Raw genomic sequence first — 15,756 nt, 5'->3', positions numbered from 1 at the left:
CTTAAGGCCTCTATGACGAGCTGATGGTTGTGATGCGTGTCAGGCATCACACACCCCAACCGAACACGTCAATCCCCATCACATACAGAACTACATACGACACTCCGTCTTTCTTCAACAAACTACGTAGAAGATTACAGACACTACGCAACTGATTAGACTCAGCCGCAGCAACCCCAAGAAAGGAAATCCCCACCATGGCAAACGAATACAAGCTGCTGACCCCCGGTCCGCTGACCACCACCCGCACGGTCAAGGAAGAGATGCTCTTCGACCACTGCACCTGGGACGAGGACTACCAGCAGATCACCCAGAAGATCCGCCGTCAGCTGCTTGAGCTGGCCCACGTGAACGCCGACGACTACACCGCCGTGCTCATGCAGGGCTCCGGCACCTTCGGCGTGGAAAGCGTGCTGACCTCTGTGATCGGTAAGGACGAGAAGGTGCTGCTGTGCACCAACGGCGCCTACGGCGACCGTCAGGCCAAGATCTGCGACCACGCCGGCATCGCCTACACGCAGTACGCCGAGCCGTACGATCGCATCCCGGACGCCGCCAAGGTTGAGGAATACCTCACGGCCGACCCGTCCATCACCCACGTCTCGATGATTCACTCCGAGACCACTTCCGGCCTGCTCAACGACATCCAGGCCGTGGCGGCCGTGGCCAAGGCGCACGGCTGCACCTTCATGGTGGACGCCATGAGCTCCTTCGGCGGCGTGGACATCCCGGTGGCCGACTGGGGCATCGACTTCCTGGTCTCCTCCGCCAACAAGTGCATCCAGGGCGTGCCCGGCTTCAGCTTCATCATCTGCAACAAGGCCAAGCTCGAGGCCTCCAAGGGCAAGGCCCGTTCCCTCTCCCTGGACCTGTGGGACCAGTGGAACACCCTCGAGAAGGCCAACGGCAAGTGGCGCTACACCTCCCCCACCCACGTGGTGCTCGCCTTCTCCAAGGCGCTGGACGAGATGTTCGCCGAGGGCGGCATCCCGGCCCGTTCCGCCCGTTACGCCCTGAACAACCACCTGCTCATCGCCCGCATGAAGGCGCTCGGCTTCCGCGTGTTCCTCAAGAATCACCAGGGCCCGATCATCACCACGTTCCTCTACCCGGAGGGCACCGCGTTCGACTTCCACGACATGTACGAGTTCATCAAGGAGCGCGGCTACGCCATCTACCCGGGCAAGCTCACCAACGAGGACACGTTCCGCCTGGGCAACATCGGCGAGATCTACACCGACGACATCGAGAAGGTGACCGAGCTGCTGGCCCTGTACATGGGCGAGCGCGGCCTGCTGAAGGCCGCCACCGGTTCCGATTCCGTGCCGGAGGCCATCGCCGCGATGGACGAGGCGGGCGCCCCAATCAAGGCCGCCGCCCCCGCCGGAGTCAAGCTCGTTGCCTGAATCCTGACGGCTTGGCGGTGCGGTGTGCGTCTCCCGACACACTCAAGGCCGTTTGGCCTCGCTCCGGCGTGTGCTCGCAGAGCTTAGCACACGCCTGCGCTGCTTATTACAGTCGGGCGACGCACACCGCACCGCCAAGCCTTCCGCATGACATTCATTCGATGACCAAAAAGGAAATACAATGACCAACCGTTTTGAAGCTGTTATTTTCGATTGGGCCGGCACCACCGTGGATTACGGCTGCTTCGCGCCGGTGCGCGCCTTCCAGGAGGCGTTCAAGGAATTCGGCGTCACGCCCACCATGGACGAGACCCGCAAGCCGATGGGCATGCTCAAGCACGACCACATCAACACCATGTTGCACATGAACCGCATCGCCCGCGCCTGGGAGGACGCCCACGGCGCCGCCCCCACCGACGCTGACGTGGATGCGGTCTACAGCCACTTCGAGCCCAAACTGCTCTCCATCCTCGACGGCTTCGCCGATCCGAAGCCGGGTGTGGTCGAGGCCGTGGCCGCTCTGCGCGATGCGGGCATCAAAATCGGCTCCACCACCGGCTACACGGATAAGATGATGGAGATCGTGGTGCCGAAGGCCGCCGAGAACGGCTACTCCCCCGACTTCTGGATTAGCCCGGACGGCACGAACGGCTTCGGTCGCCCCTACCCGTACATGGTCTTCCGCAATCTCGAGAAGCTGGGTGTGACCGATGTGCGCCGCGCCGCCAAGGTGGGCGACACCCTTTCCGACATCCGCGAAGGCAAGAACGCCGGCGTATTCACCATCGGCGTGACCGAGGGCAGCTCGCAGATGGCGCTGAGCCAAGACGAGTTCGAAGCGCTGTCCGAGGCCGGCAAGGCTCAGGCCCGCGCCGCCGCCCGCGAGGCGTTCGTGAACGCCGGTGCCGACGCCGTCATCGACACGATGGCCGAACTGCCGACGCTCCTCGCTCAGATTGTCTGAGCCGGTTTCACGCCGTTTCGGATTCACCTGCTTAAGCCCTCTGCTCACGCATCATCCGCAATGCATGAGCAGAGGGCTTTTCAGTGAACCCGTTAAACCAAGATTGACATGAATCCGAAAGAACTACCCCTCAGTCGGCCATGCCGCCAGCTCCCCTGACAAGGGGAGCCAAGATCTTGGTGTGACAGAGTCTTTTGCGTTCAGAACCTCGTCACCGTCTCGCCGATGATGCGGATGCCGCGCTCGATGTCCACAGCGGCCGGGCGCACGAAGTTGAGACGGATATGGGAATCGTCCATTTCATCAACATCGAAGACGCTGCCCGGCATGAACGTAACGCCCTGTGCTCGGCAGGCGTCCAGCACGTCCAGCGAGCGCACACCTTCAGGCAATGCAACCCACAGGTAATATCCGCCTTCCGGCACGGTCCAGTGCGTACCGGCCGAAGCGAATCGTTCCAATGCCTCGACCGCGGCGTTCCGCCGTTTTCCGTATGCGGCGGTCAGCGTGCGGACGTGTTCGGCGATACGTCCTTCCTTCAGCAGTTCCAGGCAGATGCGTTGCGAGGACGTGCTCGTATGCTGGTCCACCATGCGCCTGAGTCCTGCCAGCCGCGAGATCACATGCGGATCGGCCACGATCCATCCGGTCCGCAGGCCCGAAGTCACGGTTTTCGAGAACGTGGACAGGTACATCACGTATCCGGCGTTCTCCATGCCTTTGAGCGGTATTGGACGACGCTCCTTTTCCGTAGCAGCAAGCTGACCGATAGCGTCACGCGCGACGATTCCGTTTCCGGCAACGTCATCGGCGGCTCGGGAATCGCCTGCAACTGCCGTTCCCCCATACCACAGTTCGCCGTAGGCGTCGTCTTCGATGATGAGGCACTGGTAGCGGCGGGCCACGTCAATAAGTGCACGTCGGCGTTCCGGCGGCAACGTGGTGCCGGTGGGGTTCTGGAAGGTCGGGATGGTGTAGATGAGCTTGGGGTGGAATCGTGCGCAGTAGCCGTCCAGCAGGTCGGTGCGCATGCCGTGCTCGTCCACGGGCACGCCGATGATGCGCGCGTCGGCGGAGCGGAAGGCCTGCAGCGCGGGGAAGAACGTGGATTGTTCGACCAGCACGCAGTCGCCGGGGTTGACGAACGCGCGCACGCACAGGTCGATGCCCTGTTCGGAACCGGAGAGCACCATCACGTTGCGCACGTCGCATTGGACGCCACGGTCGCGCATGTGTTCGGCAAGCAGGGCGCGCAGCTCCGTGAAGCCTTCTATAGGCGATTCGGGTTGGCCGTCGAATTCGTGCGAGGCGAACGCCTCGATGCTCACCGCGCGCAGGAGGTCGTCCGGGATGTCGGCCGGGTTGGGCGATCCGGTGGCGAAGTCAATCACCGTGTCGCCGCGTTGCGCACGTTCGGCGGAGGCGATGTCGTGATAGGTGAATCGGTTGGAATAGTCGGAGAAGAGCACCGACCACGGCGGGCGAGCCACGGTCGGTTCGGTGGTTTCCGGAATCTCGTGCCGTGCCAGTCGCACGGGGGACGACGAGGATTGTCGTGATGCATCCGGACGTGACGGTGATGATGATGATTGAGACGCCGATTGCGATGCTACCGTTTCCGATGCCTGCAGCAATGGGCGTGAATCCGATGGAATCTGCGTCTCGCCGCGCGGCAGTACGAAAGTGCCTTTGCCGACCTTGGATGCGATCAGGCCTTCGTCCTTCAACTGCTGATAGGCCTGCAATATGGTGGTGCGGTTGACTTCGAGACGCGCGGCGAGCTCGCGTTCGGGCGGCAGGCGATAGCCTTCGGCGAGCGTGCCGGAGATGATCTGTTCGCGCAGTTCGGCGGCCAGTTGCCGGTACATCGGCATGCTGCTGTGCCGATTGAGTTCCAGTCGCATGTCCGCCGCCTTTCGTTATGCCATAGGTCGCCGCCGTACCCTGTGGACCATGATATGCGGCTGGACCGCGTGCATGTCGTTGCCGCCGACGCCACGCGGCCGGCGACAGCGGGCTTGTGCCGCTCCGTGGCACGTCGGATGTCTCATGGTGTAGGGAAATTCCCATGATGTAGGGAGCCGTTTTAGGGGAATGGCGGAATTCCGCCGTTTTGCATCCCTACATCATGTGAGGATCCCTGCACCATGAGATTTTGCCTACATCATGGGTCCCCTACAGCGAGAGGAACAGCTCGTGGATGCGGGTGTCGTCCGTGAGTTCGGGGTGGAACGCGGTGGCGAGGATGTTGCCCTGCCGCAGGGCCACCGGATGGCCGTCCACCTCGGTCTCCACGGTGGCATCCGGCCCCACGGAGACCACGTACGGGCCACGGATGAAGACCAGCGGGAAACCGGCGATGTACGCCTTACCGTCCTCGGGCTTGCCGAAGTCGGCGGTGGCGGCGAAGCTGCCGAGCTGGCGGCCGTAGGCGTTGCGGCGCACCACGGCGTCGATCGCGCCGAAGTACACGTTTGGGTCGTTGTCGAGCTTCCTGGCGAGCAGGATCATGCCGGCGCAGGTGCCGAACACGGGCTTGCCGGCCTTGATGTGCGCGTCGATCTTCTCGAACAGGCCGGTGGAGTGCAGCAGCTTGCCCTGCGTGGTGGACTCGCCGCCGGGCAGGATCACGCGGTCGATGGAATCATCGAAGTCCTCGGCGGCGCGCAGCAGCTTCCACGGCGCGCCCAGTTTGTCCAGCACGGCCGCGTGTTCGGCGAACGCGCCCTGGACGGCCAGGATGCCGGTCACGCCGTGCTTCGCGGTTTCGGCGTCGTCGGATTCTTCCTTGGATATGTATTCAACAGCTACAACCATTGTTACCTCTTTTGCGAGGCCTCCCCTCAGTCAGCGAAGCTGACAGCTCGTCCTGCAATTAGGGACGAACTTCGTTCGCGTTCTGCTGGCTCGACTGTCGTCTCGCACATTGCCTACAAACAGCTCTGCTGTTTGCTTCACGGCAATGTCCTAGAGAGGAGAGCCGAATGGAGTGTCACTCACCGCGGGCGGCCATGATGGTCTTGATCTCGTCCTCGTTGATGCCGACCATGGCCTCGCCCAGGTTCTCGGAAAGCTTGGCGAGTAGGTCCGCGTCCTGCCAGTTGGCGGTGGCCTTGACGATGGCGGCGGCGCGCTTGGCCGGGTCGCCGGACTTGAAGATGCCGGAGCCCACGAACACGCCTTCGGCGCCGAGCTCCATCATCAGGGCGGCGTCGGCCGGGGTGGCCACACCGCCGGCGGCAAAGTTGACGACCGGAAGACGGCCGTTGTCGTGCACGTACTTGGCCAGGTCGTACGGCACGGCGAGCTGCTTGGCAGCCTCGTAGACCTCGTCGTCGCGCAGGGAGACGAGCTCGTGGATCTGCTTGTTCATCGTGCGCATGTGACGCACGGCCTGGATCACGTCGCCAGTGCCGGGCTCGCCCTTGGTGCGGATCATGGCCGCACCCTCGGCGATGCGGCGCAGGGCCTCGCCCAGGTTCTTCGCACCGCATACGAACGGCACGTCGAACTGGTTCTTGTCGATGTGGTAGACGTCGTCGGCCGGGGACAGCACCTCGGATTCGTCGATGTAGTCGATGTCGATGGCCTGCAGGATGCGGGCCTCGGCGATGTGGCCGATGCGCACCTTGGCCATGACCGGGATGGAGACGGCCTCCTGAATGCCCTTGATCATAGCCGGGTCGGACATGCGGGAGACGCCGCCGGCCGCGCGGATGTCGGCGGGGATGCGCTCCAGGGCCATCACGGCGCATGCGCCGGCGTCCTGGGCGATCTTCGCCTGCTCGGGCGTGGTCACGTCCATGATCACGCCACCCTTGAGCATCTGGGCCAGGTTACGGTTGAGTTCCGCACGATTCTGCGTCATTATTTGTCCCCTTATGTGCGATGTATTGCGGTTATCGTCCCGCCCATTATCAGACACGCACATGTGGCACAACCAAACCAGTCCAATTTGGATGGGGCCAATCCGGTGTTTCTTGACCCAACCAATTTGCGGCAACGCCGATACCGACATCGGCACGACATCACGCAGAGCCGTCCCCGGCTGGCTTGGACGGCGGCATCGGCAAGGGAACCGAGGGAAAGCCCGGCTCAATCCCTGACGTATTCGAGGATGTCGCCGGGCTGGCAGTCGAGGGCCTCGCAGATGGCGGCGAGGGTGGAGAAGCGAATGGCGGAGACGCGGTTGTTCTTGATCTTCGACAGGTTGACATTGGTGATGCCCACCCGGTCGGCCAGCCAGTTCAGGGACCGTCCACGCTCGACCATGATGCGGTCGAGTCGCAGGACGATGCGGCCGCCACCCTCGCCTTCCGGCTCGTCCGACCCGTCGACGCCGCGCGCTCTGCTCATCTCGCTCACAGCAGGCCGTCCACTTCCCGCTCCAGCGACATGCCGTAGTCGAAGATACGGGAGAGCAGCAACAGCATGATGCCGATCATCACCAGCAGACCGCTCATCCACAGGCTGGCGCTGCCGGAAGCACCGGCGACCGCGCAGACGATGTAGTTGACGAATGCGACTGCGGGCGCGGCGATGAGATACCAGCCCATGCGGGAGAGCCGCTCGGAAATCACGGCGCGGAACGGCGAGGGATTGGCCGGATCGGCGTGTTCCACCCAGGTCTTGAGTTCGTCGCATAGCGCCGCAATCTGGCCGAACGCCAAGGCCAGCAGGACATAAACGGCCATACGGGCGAGCCCGGTGGCGATGACGGCCACCGCGTTGATCGGGGCATCGTCGTACTGCTGCAGGAAGATCGAATAGTCCAGCACCTGGCCGGTGAGGCTGATGCTGAACACGCCGCCGACGTTGAGATCCAGCCGGTTGTAGCCGGAAGTCAGCGCCCCGGACGCCACGATGAAGGCCACCAACACAACGGCGGTGGTCGCCGCGGCGATCCACAGGAGCACCGTGCCGATGCGCGCGATGACAAGGGCCGCGGTGCCCGCACGACCCAGCAGTTCGGCTTGCTTGGAAACGGAGCGGCTGGTTGTCGTTGCCATGATGGACCTCCATTCGATATTGCCCGGCATCCTTTCAGGATGAGGGCCAAGGTGGTTCCATTATAGCATTTTTATCGTTTGTCGTTAAATATTTAATGACAAACGACTATTATCGGAAAGTCCGGAACACAATACACGGGCGACCACTCACTTGTAGCGGGAGACCTGCGAGGCGAGGGTCCAACGGTCCCAGCCGGTGAAGTGATCCGTCACTTCGGACTGGGGCTTGAGCTGGTACCGGTCGGACGCGGTAGTTCCGTCATCGTCCCACGTGGAGTCCATGACCAGCCATTGGCCGTCGATGTTCACGAAGTTCCACGCATGGCCGGCGCTGGACCCACTCACATTGCCCGTCACCACGCGGGTGTCCAGTCCGGAGGCCTTGGCGAGCGCCTGATACGCATAGGCATAGGCCATGCATACTCCCTTGCCGTTGATCACGCCGAACGAACTCCACGCATCGGGATACTCCTTGCCGGAGCCGGCGTTGTCGAACGAGCTGCCCCGGCCGAAACCGACGGCAGCATAGGCATCGTAGTCGTAGGTGATATGCGCGGCAAGGAACTGGTCGATGGCGATGGCCTTGTCCCGGTCGCTGCCCTGGAACTGCCCGACGGCCGACTTGACGAACTGGTCAAGCTGCTGTTGACGGGCTTGGTAGTCGTCCGCGTACTTGACCCACATCACCAGCTTGTCGCCCTTCTTGCGCACGGTGTACTGCACGGCGTCCGTGCTCACACGCAGGTACGGGTTCTGGTAGATCACCTCATCCATCACGTCCTCGGTGCTGGACTGGTACTCGTCGGTGGCGTACTTGCTGATGTCGATGACCTGATGGCCGTTGAGGATGTTGTTGGCCAGATACTTGCCGTAATCGTTCGAGGCGAACGTGAAGTACGGCGATTCCTTGGTGTCCGAGTCGATCTTCTTGTCATCGTATCCGGTCCAGTCCACGTCGCCGCCCACGGCCCGCTGGCGGTCAAGCAGGCCGCCGGCCTTCGGCAACGATTGGAGGGCGGTCTGGGTGACCTGCGGGAACACGGCGTTCAGATCGCCTTCGTACCACACGCTGCCGGTATCGCTGAGCAGCGTTCCGGGCGCGCTGTACGTGAATTCCCAACTGCCGCTGCTGCCGTCCTTCCGGCGCAGGTCGCTGAATTCGCTCGGTACCGGCACGGTGGCGCCGTTCGCCATCTGCACGAACGTGTATACGTAGGCCTCCATATCCTGCTCGACGGTGTTGTCCTCGCCGAAGACGCCCCTGAGGTTGTAGGACCACTGGTTCGTCTGCGCCTGGCTGGCCACCCCGACGGGGATGGACGGCACCAGGTCATTGGCGTCTACGGCATGCCAGCGGCCTTCATGGCCATCAGCGTCCACGGCGGTGACCACGAAATAGAGTTTGCCGGCCGAATCCGCGTTCCACGAGCCGCCGGCGCGTTGCAGTAGGTCGGCGCAGTATTCGTCCGAATCCTGTTGGCACCGCTCGATGCTGTCCTGGCTTTCCACCATCAATGACCGGAATGCTTCGTTCTGGCTCACGACCGCCGGTCCGGTGACGTCCGAATCGCGCTTCTCCGGTTTGTCATAGTCCATGGAGAGCAGTTTCGTGGTCTTGGAAGCGCCGAGCTTCTTGATGGAGCCGTGCTCATCCGAATAGAAGGAGTCCCCAGGCTGACCGACCTGCGGGTAGACGATGTAGGTGTAGACGTTGTACGATTTCGCGCCGTCCACCTTGTTCCAGGAGATGTCCACGCCGCCGTTCTTGTTGACGGTCGGCTGGATGTTGCGCACGGCCGGCAGTCGCTCGATGTCCGTGTGCTCCTTGACGCGAAAGAACTGGACGATGGGTTTGGCGAGCTTCTTGCCGTCCTCGCCGAGGTATTGCACGTAGTAGTAGCCGTCCGAGGGCAGGAATCCGCGGTCCTTGCCGATGCTGTCGCCGTGCTGCATGTCCTCGGGGATGTCCATGCTGCCGTCGATGTCGATGGTGCCGGTGCCTTCCTTGTCGCCGATGGGAGTGCCGGCGAAGGCGTATGTGGGGATGGGCACCGACAGCGAGGAGTCCTGGAAAACACGGGCGCTTTCCTCCGCGGACAGTTCCGCACCCTTAAGTTCGAAGCCCATGCCATCATCGGCCACCACTTTGGCCGGGTTCTTCAGGATGATGCGGAATTTGTAGTACGTGTCCACGGCGATGGGATCACGTAGATCGTACTGGTCCGCGGGCATGCCGGCATAGGCCTGCTCCTTGGTGGGCAGGGTGGAGTCCGCCATGATGCCGTCCATGGCGCCGTCCGCCTTGAGCAGGAAGTAGCCGGCGGCGAACACCGTGGAGAAGACGAGGACGATGGACGCGAGGATGGCGACGGGGATGAGCCAAGGCTTGCGTTTGGTGAGGCTGAGCGTGGGAGCGCCGGGATATGCGGCGGCGTTGCCGCGTCTGTTCGATTTGCGGTTTGTGTTGGCATGGGCCTTATGCGAGGCTCGGTTCCGTCCGGCGACGTTACCGGTGGAGAAAGAAGCGGACGGATCCACGGGAGGTGTCGTCTGCTGGGGCATCGTGGGCTGGCCGGGCATGGAACGCCATTGCTGTTGCCCAGCCGGCGTCTGCTGTGGATATTGCGACGGGTATTGGTATTGCCGGCCGGGTGCCGGCTGCGCGAATGGTTGCTGAGGCTGGGACTGTTGTGGAGCCCAAGCCGATGGCTGCTGCCGCTGAATCGACGACGCCTGCTGTGCGGGCCATGGCTGCGCCGGTTGCTGCGGCGGGTAGGGCGCGCCCGCCATCGGCGGCTGTGGTTGCGGAGATTGCGGGGGCTGTTGGTGCGGGTACTGCTGAGGCTGCTGCGACGCCGGACATTGCCAAGCTGGATTCGGCATGGGTTGGTTCGGCCCGCCTTGGCCGGCCGGCTGGTATTGTCCCTGATTCGCCTGGTTTTGGTTCTGGTTGCCCTGCTGCGGATCCGCCATGGATTCCCCTTCTCACCCGCCCGGGCCGGCTGCTTGCCGGTTCGGGCACCCCATTGTTTGCGACCCTGCAGGACTACCCCTCAGTCGGCTTCGCCGCCAGCTCCCCTGACAAGGGGAGCCGAGAAAAGTCATTCCACGGCTAATCCAACAGAGTCATGTTTTGCGTTCCACTCCACTCTTGCGTTGGGCACGAGCTTAGCACTCGGATGCCCCGCTGTCAGGAGGTTGCTGTCGCTTTCCCCACATCGACAAGGTCAATTGGCGTTATATGGCCTCCCCCCACTTGGCCTGCGCCAATGGCTTCTTTCCACGGGAGCCAAGAAACAGTACCTCCTATCCGATGGTGTTGCCGTAGACCTGGGCTTGGAGATCCTTGCGGGCAGTCTCCATGCGAGCGATCTGTCCGAGCAGCGCGATTTTCTCCTCGCCGTCCGGCAGCTGGGCCATGCGACGCTTGGCCAGACCGATCTGGCGCATGAAGCCCATGTCCAGCAGCCTGGTGAGCAGTTCGGCGGCGTATCGCTGCTCCTCCTTGGTGGCGGGACGCAGCTGTACGGCGGCCGCACCTCCCGGCATGCCCTGCGCGTTCGGCTGCGGCGGCTGGGCGCCGGTCCCCTTGTCGTCGCCGGGCAACGGCAGCGGCATCACGGCCAGTTCGTTGATCACCTGATTGAGCATTGGTCCGCCGGCCTTGGTCAGATTGTGCATCCACAGACCCTGCGGGGTGTCGTCGGACGGCAGTCCCCCGGCCGCCGCGATGGCCTGGAACAGCGTGCGGAATACCGGGCTCATGAAATGGTCCAGTGTGAGCTGTCCAAACATGGTGCGGTCGATGGCACGCGGCACCTGAATGAGCGTGGCCATGAACTGCTGTTCGGCGATGAACACGGCGTCATCAATCTTGAAATAGGCCTGTTCTGCGGCGTCCCGGCGCTCCAGCGCCTTGCGCACGGCCGGGTTGGCGTACGGATTGGTACCCGGCTCTATGCGCGGCTCGTCCTCGCGGGCGAACCGGCGACGCGAGGCATAGGCGTCCTCGTCCCGCACATGCAATTGACGGCGGGCGGACATGACCTCGCGGCGCATCACCTCGAGATCCACGCCGATACGTCCGGCGGCCTTGCGCGCGTAGGCGTCCCAGAGGGAACGGTCGCGAATCTGGGCCACCAGCGGTGCCACGGCCTTCATGGCCCCCACCTGGCCGGGCGTGTAGGTCAGGTCGAAACGGTTGATGGCCGCGTCGATCACGAAGTCGTAGAGCGGCTTGGCCCCGGCGATGAGCGAGCGCACGGCCTCGTTGCCCCGTTCGATCCGCAGGTCGCACGGGTCGAGGTTGTCGTCCGCCACGGCCACGAAGGTCTGCGAGAGGAACGCGGAATCGAGTCCGAAGGCGTGCAGGGCGGCCTTCTGACCGGCCGCATCGCCGTCGAACGTGAACACGATGCGCGAGCTCAGTGGCTGGTCCTTGACCTTCAGGGGTCCGACCAGCTGGACCGCACCCAGCGAATCGTCGGCGATGAGTCGACGCACGATCTTGGCATGTTCGGCGCCGAACGCCGTGCCGCAGGTGGCGATGGCCGTGTCGATGCCGGCCAGATGCATGGCCATCACGTCCGTGTATCCCTCGACGATGACCACCTGACGTTTCTTGACGATGGCGGATTTCGCCAAATCGATGCCGTAGAGCACCTGGGTCTTGCGATAGAGCTGCGTATCCGGCGTGTTGATGTACTTGGCGGCGATCTGATCGTCCTCGTACAGCTTGCGAGCGCCGAAGCCGAGCGTGCGGCCGGTCGAATCGCGGATGGGCCAGGTCACGCGCCCGCGGAAGTAGTCGTAGATGCCGCGCTGGCCCTGACGGGCGAGGCCGGCATCCAGGATCTCCTTCTGTGTAAAGCCCTTGGAGGCCAGGTGCCGCACGAGGTTGTCCCAGCCCTGGGGCGCGTAGCCGCAGCCGAACCGCTCGCAGTCGGCCTGGGAGAAGTTGCGACCGCCCAACAGTTTGCGTGCGGGAAGGGCCTCCTTGGTGAGGATCTGCGAGACGAAGAAGCGTTGGGCCTCCTCGCAGGCCTCCAGCAGACGGGTGCGCTTGGAGCCGGTGCCGTCCGGCTGGCCGGGCGTCTTGCCAGAGTTCTCGTAGTGCAGTTCGATGTGGTATTTGTCCGCGAGCAGTTCCACGGCCTCACGGAAGTCGATGTTCTCGGCCTGTTCCACGAATTTGAACACGTCGCCGCCCAGGCCGCAGCCGAAGCAGTGCCAGACGCCGAGCGACGGGCGCACGTTGAAGCTGCCGGTTTTCTCATCGTGGAAGGGGCACAGGCCCACGAACGTGCCGGTGCCGGAAGGCTTGAGCGTTACGGTCGCGGATACGATGTCATACAGGTCCGCGGCGGCGCGCACCTTCTCAACGTCTTCCTTCTTAATCATCCCGACCATAGTTCTCTAGAGTACCGCCTGGTTCGGGACACGGTAAAATTTTACCGCCCCTGCTCCGGCTCAGCACAGGATGGAGTGGAGAGCGAGGGCGGAGTTGTCGGTCAGGGTGGCGACCTGGTCGACGGCCACACGCAGGCGCTCGTCGTCGTTGGTGGATTCGTACCAGTCGTCCAGGAACTGATCCTCCAGCGCGTCGGACGGCTTGGGTGAGCCGGCCATGAGCACGTCGACCAGATCCTCCACGATCTTGAGCTCCTCCTGGTGGAACGGCTCGCGTTCCTTCGGCGCCATCACGAAGTACACGGCAATCCCTTTCAGCGCCACGATCTCGTACGAGGTCTCCTCCGGAATCACGATGTTCGCGGAATACCGGGTCAGCGGCCCCGTGCCGTACGTATCGCGGGTGGCCGTCTCGACGGCCCAGCAGAACCGGCCGATAAGGTCGGAAGTGATGTTTTTGAGCTCCGCGAGCGCCCTGCGCGACCCGTTGAAATGCGAGGGGAACAGCTGCTCACGGCGCAGTCTGCGATAGGCATCAATCAGTCTGTCCGGATCCCATCGGGTCCCGTACCAGGCGCGCGTGGCCTCCACGATGCGGTCCAGCATGCGTGAGTCGGTGAGCACTATCGGATCGAACGCGCCGGTGGCGATGGAATCCTCCACGTCATGCACCGAGTAGGCGATATCGTCCGAGAGGTCCATGATCTGGCATTCCATCGGCTTGGTGGCCGCGGGGGCGTTGGTTTTGAGCCAGCGGAAGACCGGTTCGTCGTCCGGGTAGACGCAGAATTTCTTGGACCGCTCGCCTTTGGGGTGCTGGTCCGCCTCAGCAAGCGTCCAAGGGTATTTGACGGCGGCGTCAAGGGCCGCGCGGGTCAGGTTCACGCCGGCGGAACGGCCGTCCGGGTGGAACACCTTGGGCTCCAGACGGGTCAGGATGCGCATGGTCTGCGCGTTGCCCTCGAATCCGCCGATATTGCGTGCGATGTTCGCGAGCGCGCGTTCCCCGTTGTGACCGAACGGCGGATGACCGAGATCGTGGGCCAGACAGGCGCAGTCGACCACATCAGGGTCGCAGCCGAGCATCGCGCCGATCTGCCGGCCGATTTGGGCGACCTCCAGCGTGTGAGTCAGACGGGTGCGGGCGAAGTCGTCGGTGCCGGCCACGAGGATCTGGCTTTTCGCGCCGAGCCTGCGCAGGGCCGAGGAATGGATGAGCCGGGCACGGTCGCGTTCGAAGGCGGTGCGGGATTTGGATTTCGGGGGTTCCGGGGCCCAGCGTTCCTCGTCGAAGGCGTTATAGCCCTCGCCGGTCAGTACCGTTTCCCCATCCCGCGTCGTTTCCATGGTTTCAGCATAGGCAAAAGCCCCGGCTTTCACCGGAGCCTTATGAAACTTATGGAAAAGGCTCTGCTAAACCAAGATTGACATGAATTCCACCGGACTACCCCTCAGTCGGCTTCGCCGCCAGCTCCCCTGACAAGGGGAGTCAAGAATAGGGGCATGTCAAATCTTGGTTTAACAGAGCCTATGAAAAAGCGGCTTACAGCAGCGTGGCGGGGTCGAGCTTGGCGAGATCGGCGGCGGGCAGCACCTCGGCGGCGTGCTCATAGAGACGCGGGATGCGATTGCGCAGGCAGGTGAAGATCTCATAGCTGATGGTGTCGGCGGCGCGGGCCCAGTCGTCGGCGGTCGGCTCGGCGTAGTCCTCGCCACGGCCCGGTCCGAACAGTTCGACCGTATCGCCCTCATGCACGCCGAGTTCCGCGGCGGAACCGTGCAGGTCCACGATGAACTGGTCCATGCACACGCGACCGCACACACGCAGCAGGCGCGGGCCGGCGTTGGTCATGATGCGCACCGGGCCGCCCTCCTTCTCCACATGCTTGGCGCCCTCCATGTCGAAGCCGGAGGCAGAGCGGTGGATGCCGTCGGCGTATCCGAGCGGCACGATGGCGGTGGACGTGTTGTCCGGCGTCAGGTACGTGCGGCCATAGGAGATGCCGTGGCCGGCCTCCACATCCTTGACCGTGCCGAGCTGGGCCTGCAGGCGCATGGCCGGGGTCAGATGCCAGTCGCGTGGGGTGCCCATGGCCGGGTCCGGCTCGTAGCCGTACAGGCCGATGCCGGGGCGGGTGAGTTCGAAGTGGATTTCCGGACGGTCCAGCGTGGCTGCGGTGTTGGCCAGGTGGCGGATCTCCGGCGGGATGCCGGCGGCCTCCATGCGGCGCGTGAAGTCCTTGAACGTCTCGATCTGACGGTCGGTGGAAGCCACGAATTCGGGCACGTCGGGCGAATCGGCCACGGCCAGATGGCTCCACTGGCCCACAATGTGCAGCACGCCCTCCTTGGCGAGCGGCACCAGCTTGGCCAGCGCCGCGTCGAAGCCGGCCGGGGTGAAGCCGTTGCGGCCGAAGCCGGAATCGACCTTGACGTGCACGCGCGCGGTCCTGCCGAGCCTGCGGGCGGCGGCGGCCACGGCGTCGATACCCGGCAGGGAACCCACGGACACGTCGATATCCGCGGCGATCAGCTCGTCGAACGGAACCTGGGTGCCGTTGTAGACCCAGGTCAGGATGTGGCAGCGGTCGGGGCCGATGCCGAGTTTGCGCAACAGCAGCGCCTCATGCGACTGGGCGGTGCCGAGCCAGGTGGCACCGCCGGCGAGCGCGGCCAGGGCGGAGGGCAGCAGCCCGTGGCCGTAGGCGTCCGCCTTGACCACACCCATCACCGCGGTGCCCGAGCCCGCGCCTCCCACCATGGAGACCAGGTGCGCCATGTTGTTCCGCATGGCTTTGAGGTCCACGATGGCCTGTGCGGGGTATTGCCGGAGGGCGGCCGCGTAATTGGCCTTGCCCTGCTCGGACGAAAATGCGATTTCAGGTGCTGCGTTCATGCTCATAGGCACCTATTGTTGCGCGACAATGTGACGTGTCCGTGGAGACGCCTTCGGCGCCCGATCGCAGGC

11 protein-coding genes are annotated in these 15,756 nt (G+C 63.7%); 2 read left to right on the top strand and 9 right to left on the bottom strand.

Annotated elements, in window-relative coordinates; genetic code table 11:
- Positions 1-197 precede the first annotated feature (197 nt).
- Positions 198-1,406, top strand: a complete 1,209-nt coding sequence (locus tag KIH81_RS10445) for a 2-aminoethylphosphonate--pyruvate transaminase (RefSeq protein WP_214305261.1) — start codon at positions 198-200, stop codon at positions 1,404-1,406.
- 181 nt (positions 1,407-1,587) lie between these two features.
- Positions 1,588-2,370, top strand: a complete 783-nt coding sequence (gene phnX, locus KIH81_RS10440; protein ID WP_214305260.1) for a phosphonoacetaldehyde hydrolase — start codon at positions 1,588-1,590, stop codon at positions 2,368-2,370.
- Positions 2,371-2,570: 200 nt separating this feature from the next.
- On the opposite strand, the gene KIH81_RS10435 is transcribed toward phnX, so the two are convergent.
- The 9 genes from KIH81_RS10435 to alr all read right to left on the bottom strand — a co-directional run bounded on the left by KIH81_RS10435 (position 2,571) and on the right by alr (position 15,690).
- Entirely contained in the window at positions 2,571-4,274 is a 1,704-nt protein-coding gene (locus tag KIH81_RS10435; protein ID WP_214305259.1) for an aminotransferase-like domain-containing protein, read from the bottom strand.
- A 271-nt stretch (positions 4,275-4,545) separates the two neighbouring features.
- A complete protein-coding gene (gene pdxT / locus KIH81_RS10430) occupies positions 4,546-5,187 on the bottom strand; it encodes a pyridoxal 5'-phosphate synthase glutaminase subunit PdxT (protein ID WP_214305258.1) in 642 nt (213 codons plus the stop codon).
- 175 nt (positions 5,188-5,362) lie between these two features.
- The gene (pdxS, locus tag KIH81_RS10425; protein WP_109057582.1) at positions 5,363-6,238 is read right to left on the bottom strand and encodes a pyridoxal 5'-phosphate synthase lyase subunit PdxS; all 876 of its coding nucleotides are present in this window, start codon (positions 6,236-6,238) and stop codon (positions 5,363-5,365) included.
- 227 nt (positions 6,239-6,465) lie between these two features.
- On the bottom strand, positions 6,466-6,726 hold the full coding sequence (locus KIH81_RS10420; RefSeq protein ID WP_214305257.1) for a helix-turn-helix domain-containing protein: 261 nt from the start codon (positions 6,724-6,726) through the stop codon (positions 6,466-6,468).
- A gap of 5 nt (positions 6,727-6,731) precedes the next feature.
- Entirely contained in the window at positions 6,732-7,379 is a 648-nt protein-coding gene (locus tag KIH81_RS10415) for a hypothetical protein (protein WP_214305256.1), read from the bottom strand.
- Positions 7,380-7,526: 147 nt separating this feature from the next.
- Complete coding sequence (locus KIH81_RS10410) at positions 7,527-9,959, bottom strand: transglutaminase domain-containing protein (RefSeq protein WP_214305255.1); 2,433 nt, start codon at positions 9,957-9,959, stop codon at positions 7,527-7,529.
- A 726-nt stretch (positions 9,960-10,685) separates the two neighbouring features.
- Positions 10,686-12,788, bottom strand: a complete 2,103-nt coding sequence (dnaG, locus tag KIH81_RS10405; RefSeq protein WP_214305254.1) for a DNA primase — start codon at positions 12,786-12,788, stop codon at positions 10,686-10,688.
- 60 nt (positions 12,789-12,848) lie between these two features.
- Positions 12,849-14,135: a deoxyguanosinetriphosphate triphosphohydrolase gene (locus tag KIH81_RS10400; protein WP_214305253.1), complete on the bottom strand. Its 1,287-nt coding sequence runs from the start codon at positions 14,133-14,135 to the stop codon at positions 12,849-12,851.
- Between the two features lie 196 nt (positions 14,136-14,331).
- Positions 14,332-15,690: an alanine racemase gene (alr, locus tag KIH81_RS10395; protein WP_214305252.1), complete on the bottom strand. Its 1,359-nt coding sequence runs from the start codon at positions 15,688-15,690 to the stop codon at positions 14,332-14,334.
- Positions 15,691-15,756: the final 66 nt, after the last annotated feature.

The organism is Bifidobacterium miconisargentati, from assembly GCF_019331675.1.
Taxonomy (GTDB): Bacteria; Actinomycetota; Actinomycetes; order Actinomycetales; family Bifidobacteriaceae; genus Bifidobacterium; species Bifidobacterium miconisargentati.
Note: the sequence above shows the minus strand (reverse complement) of the source record. Positions and strands in the feature narration are given on the sequence as shown.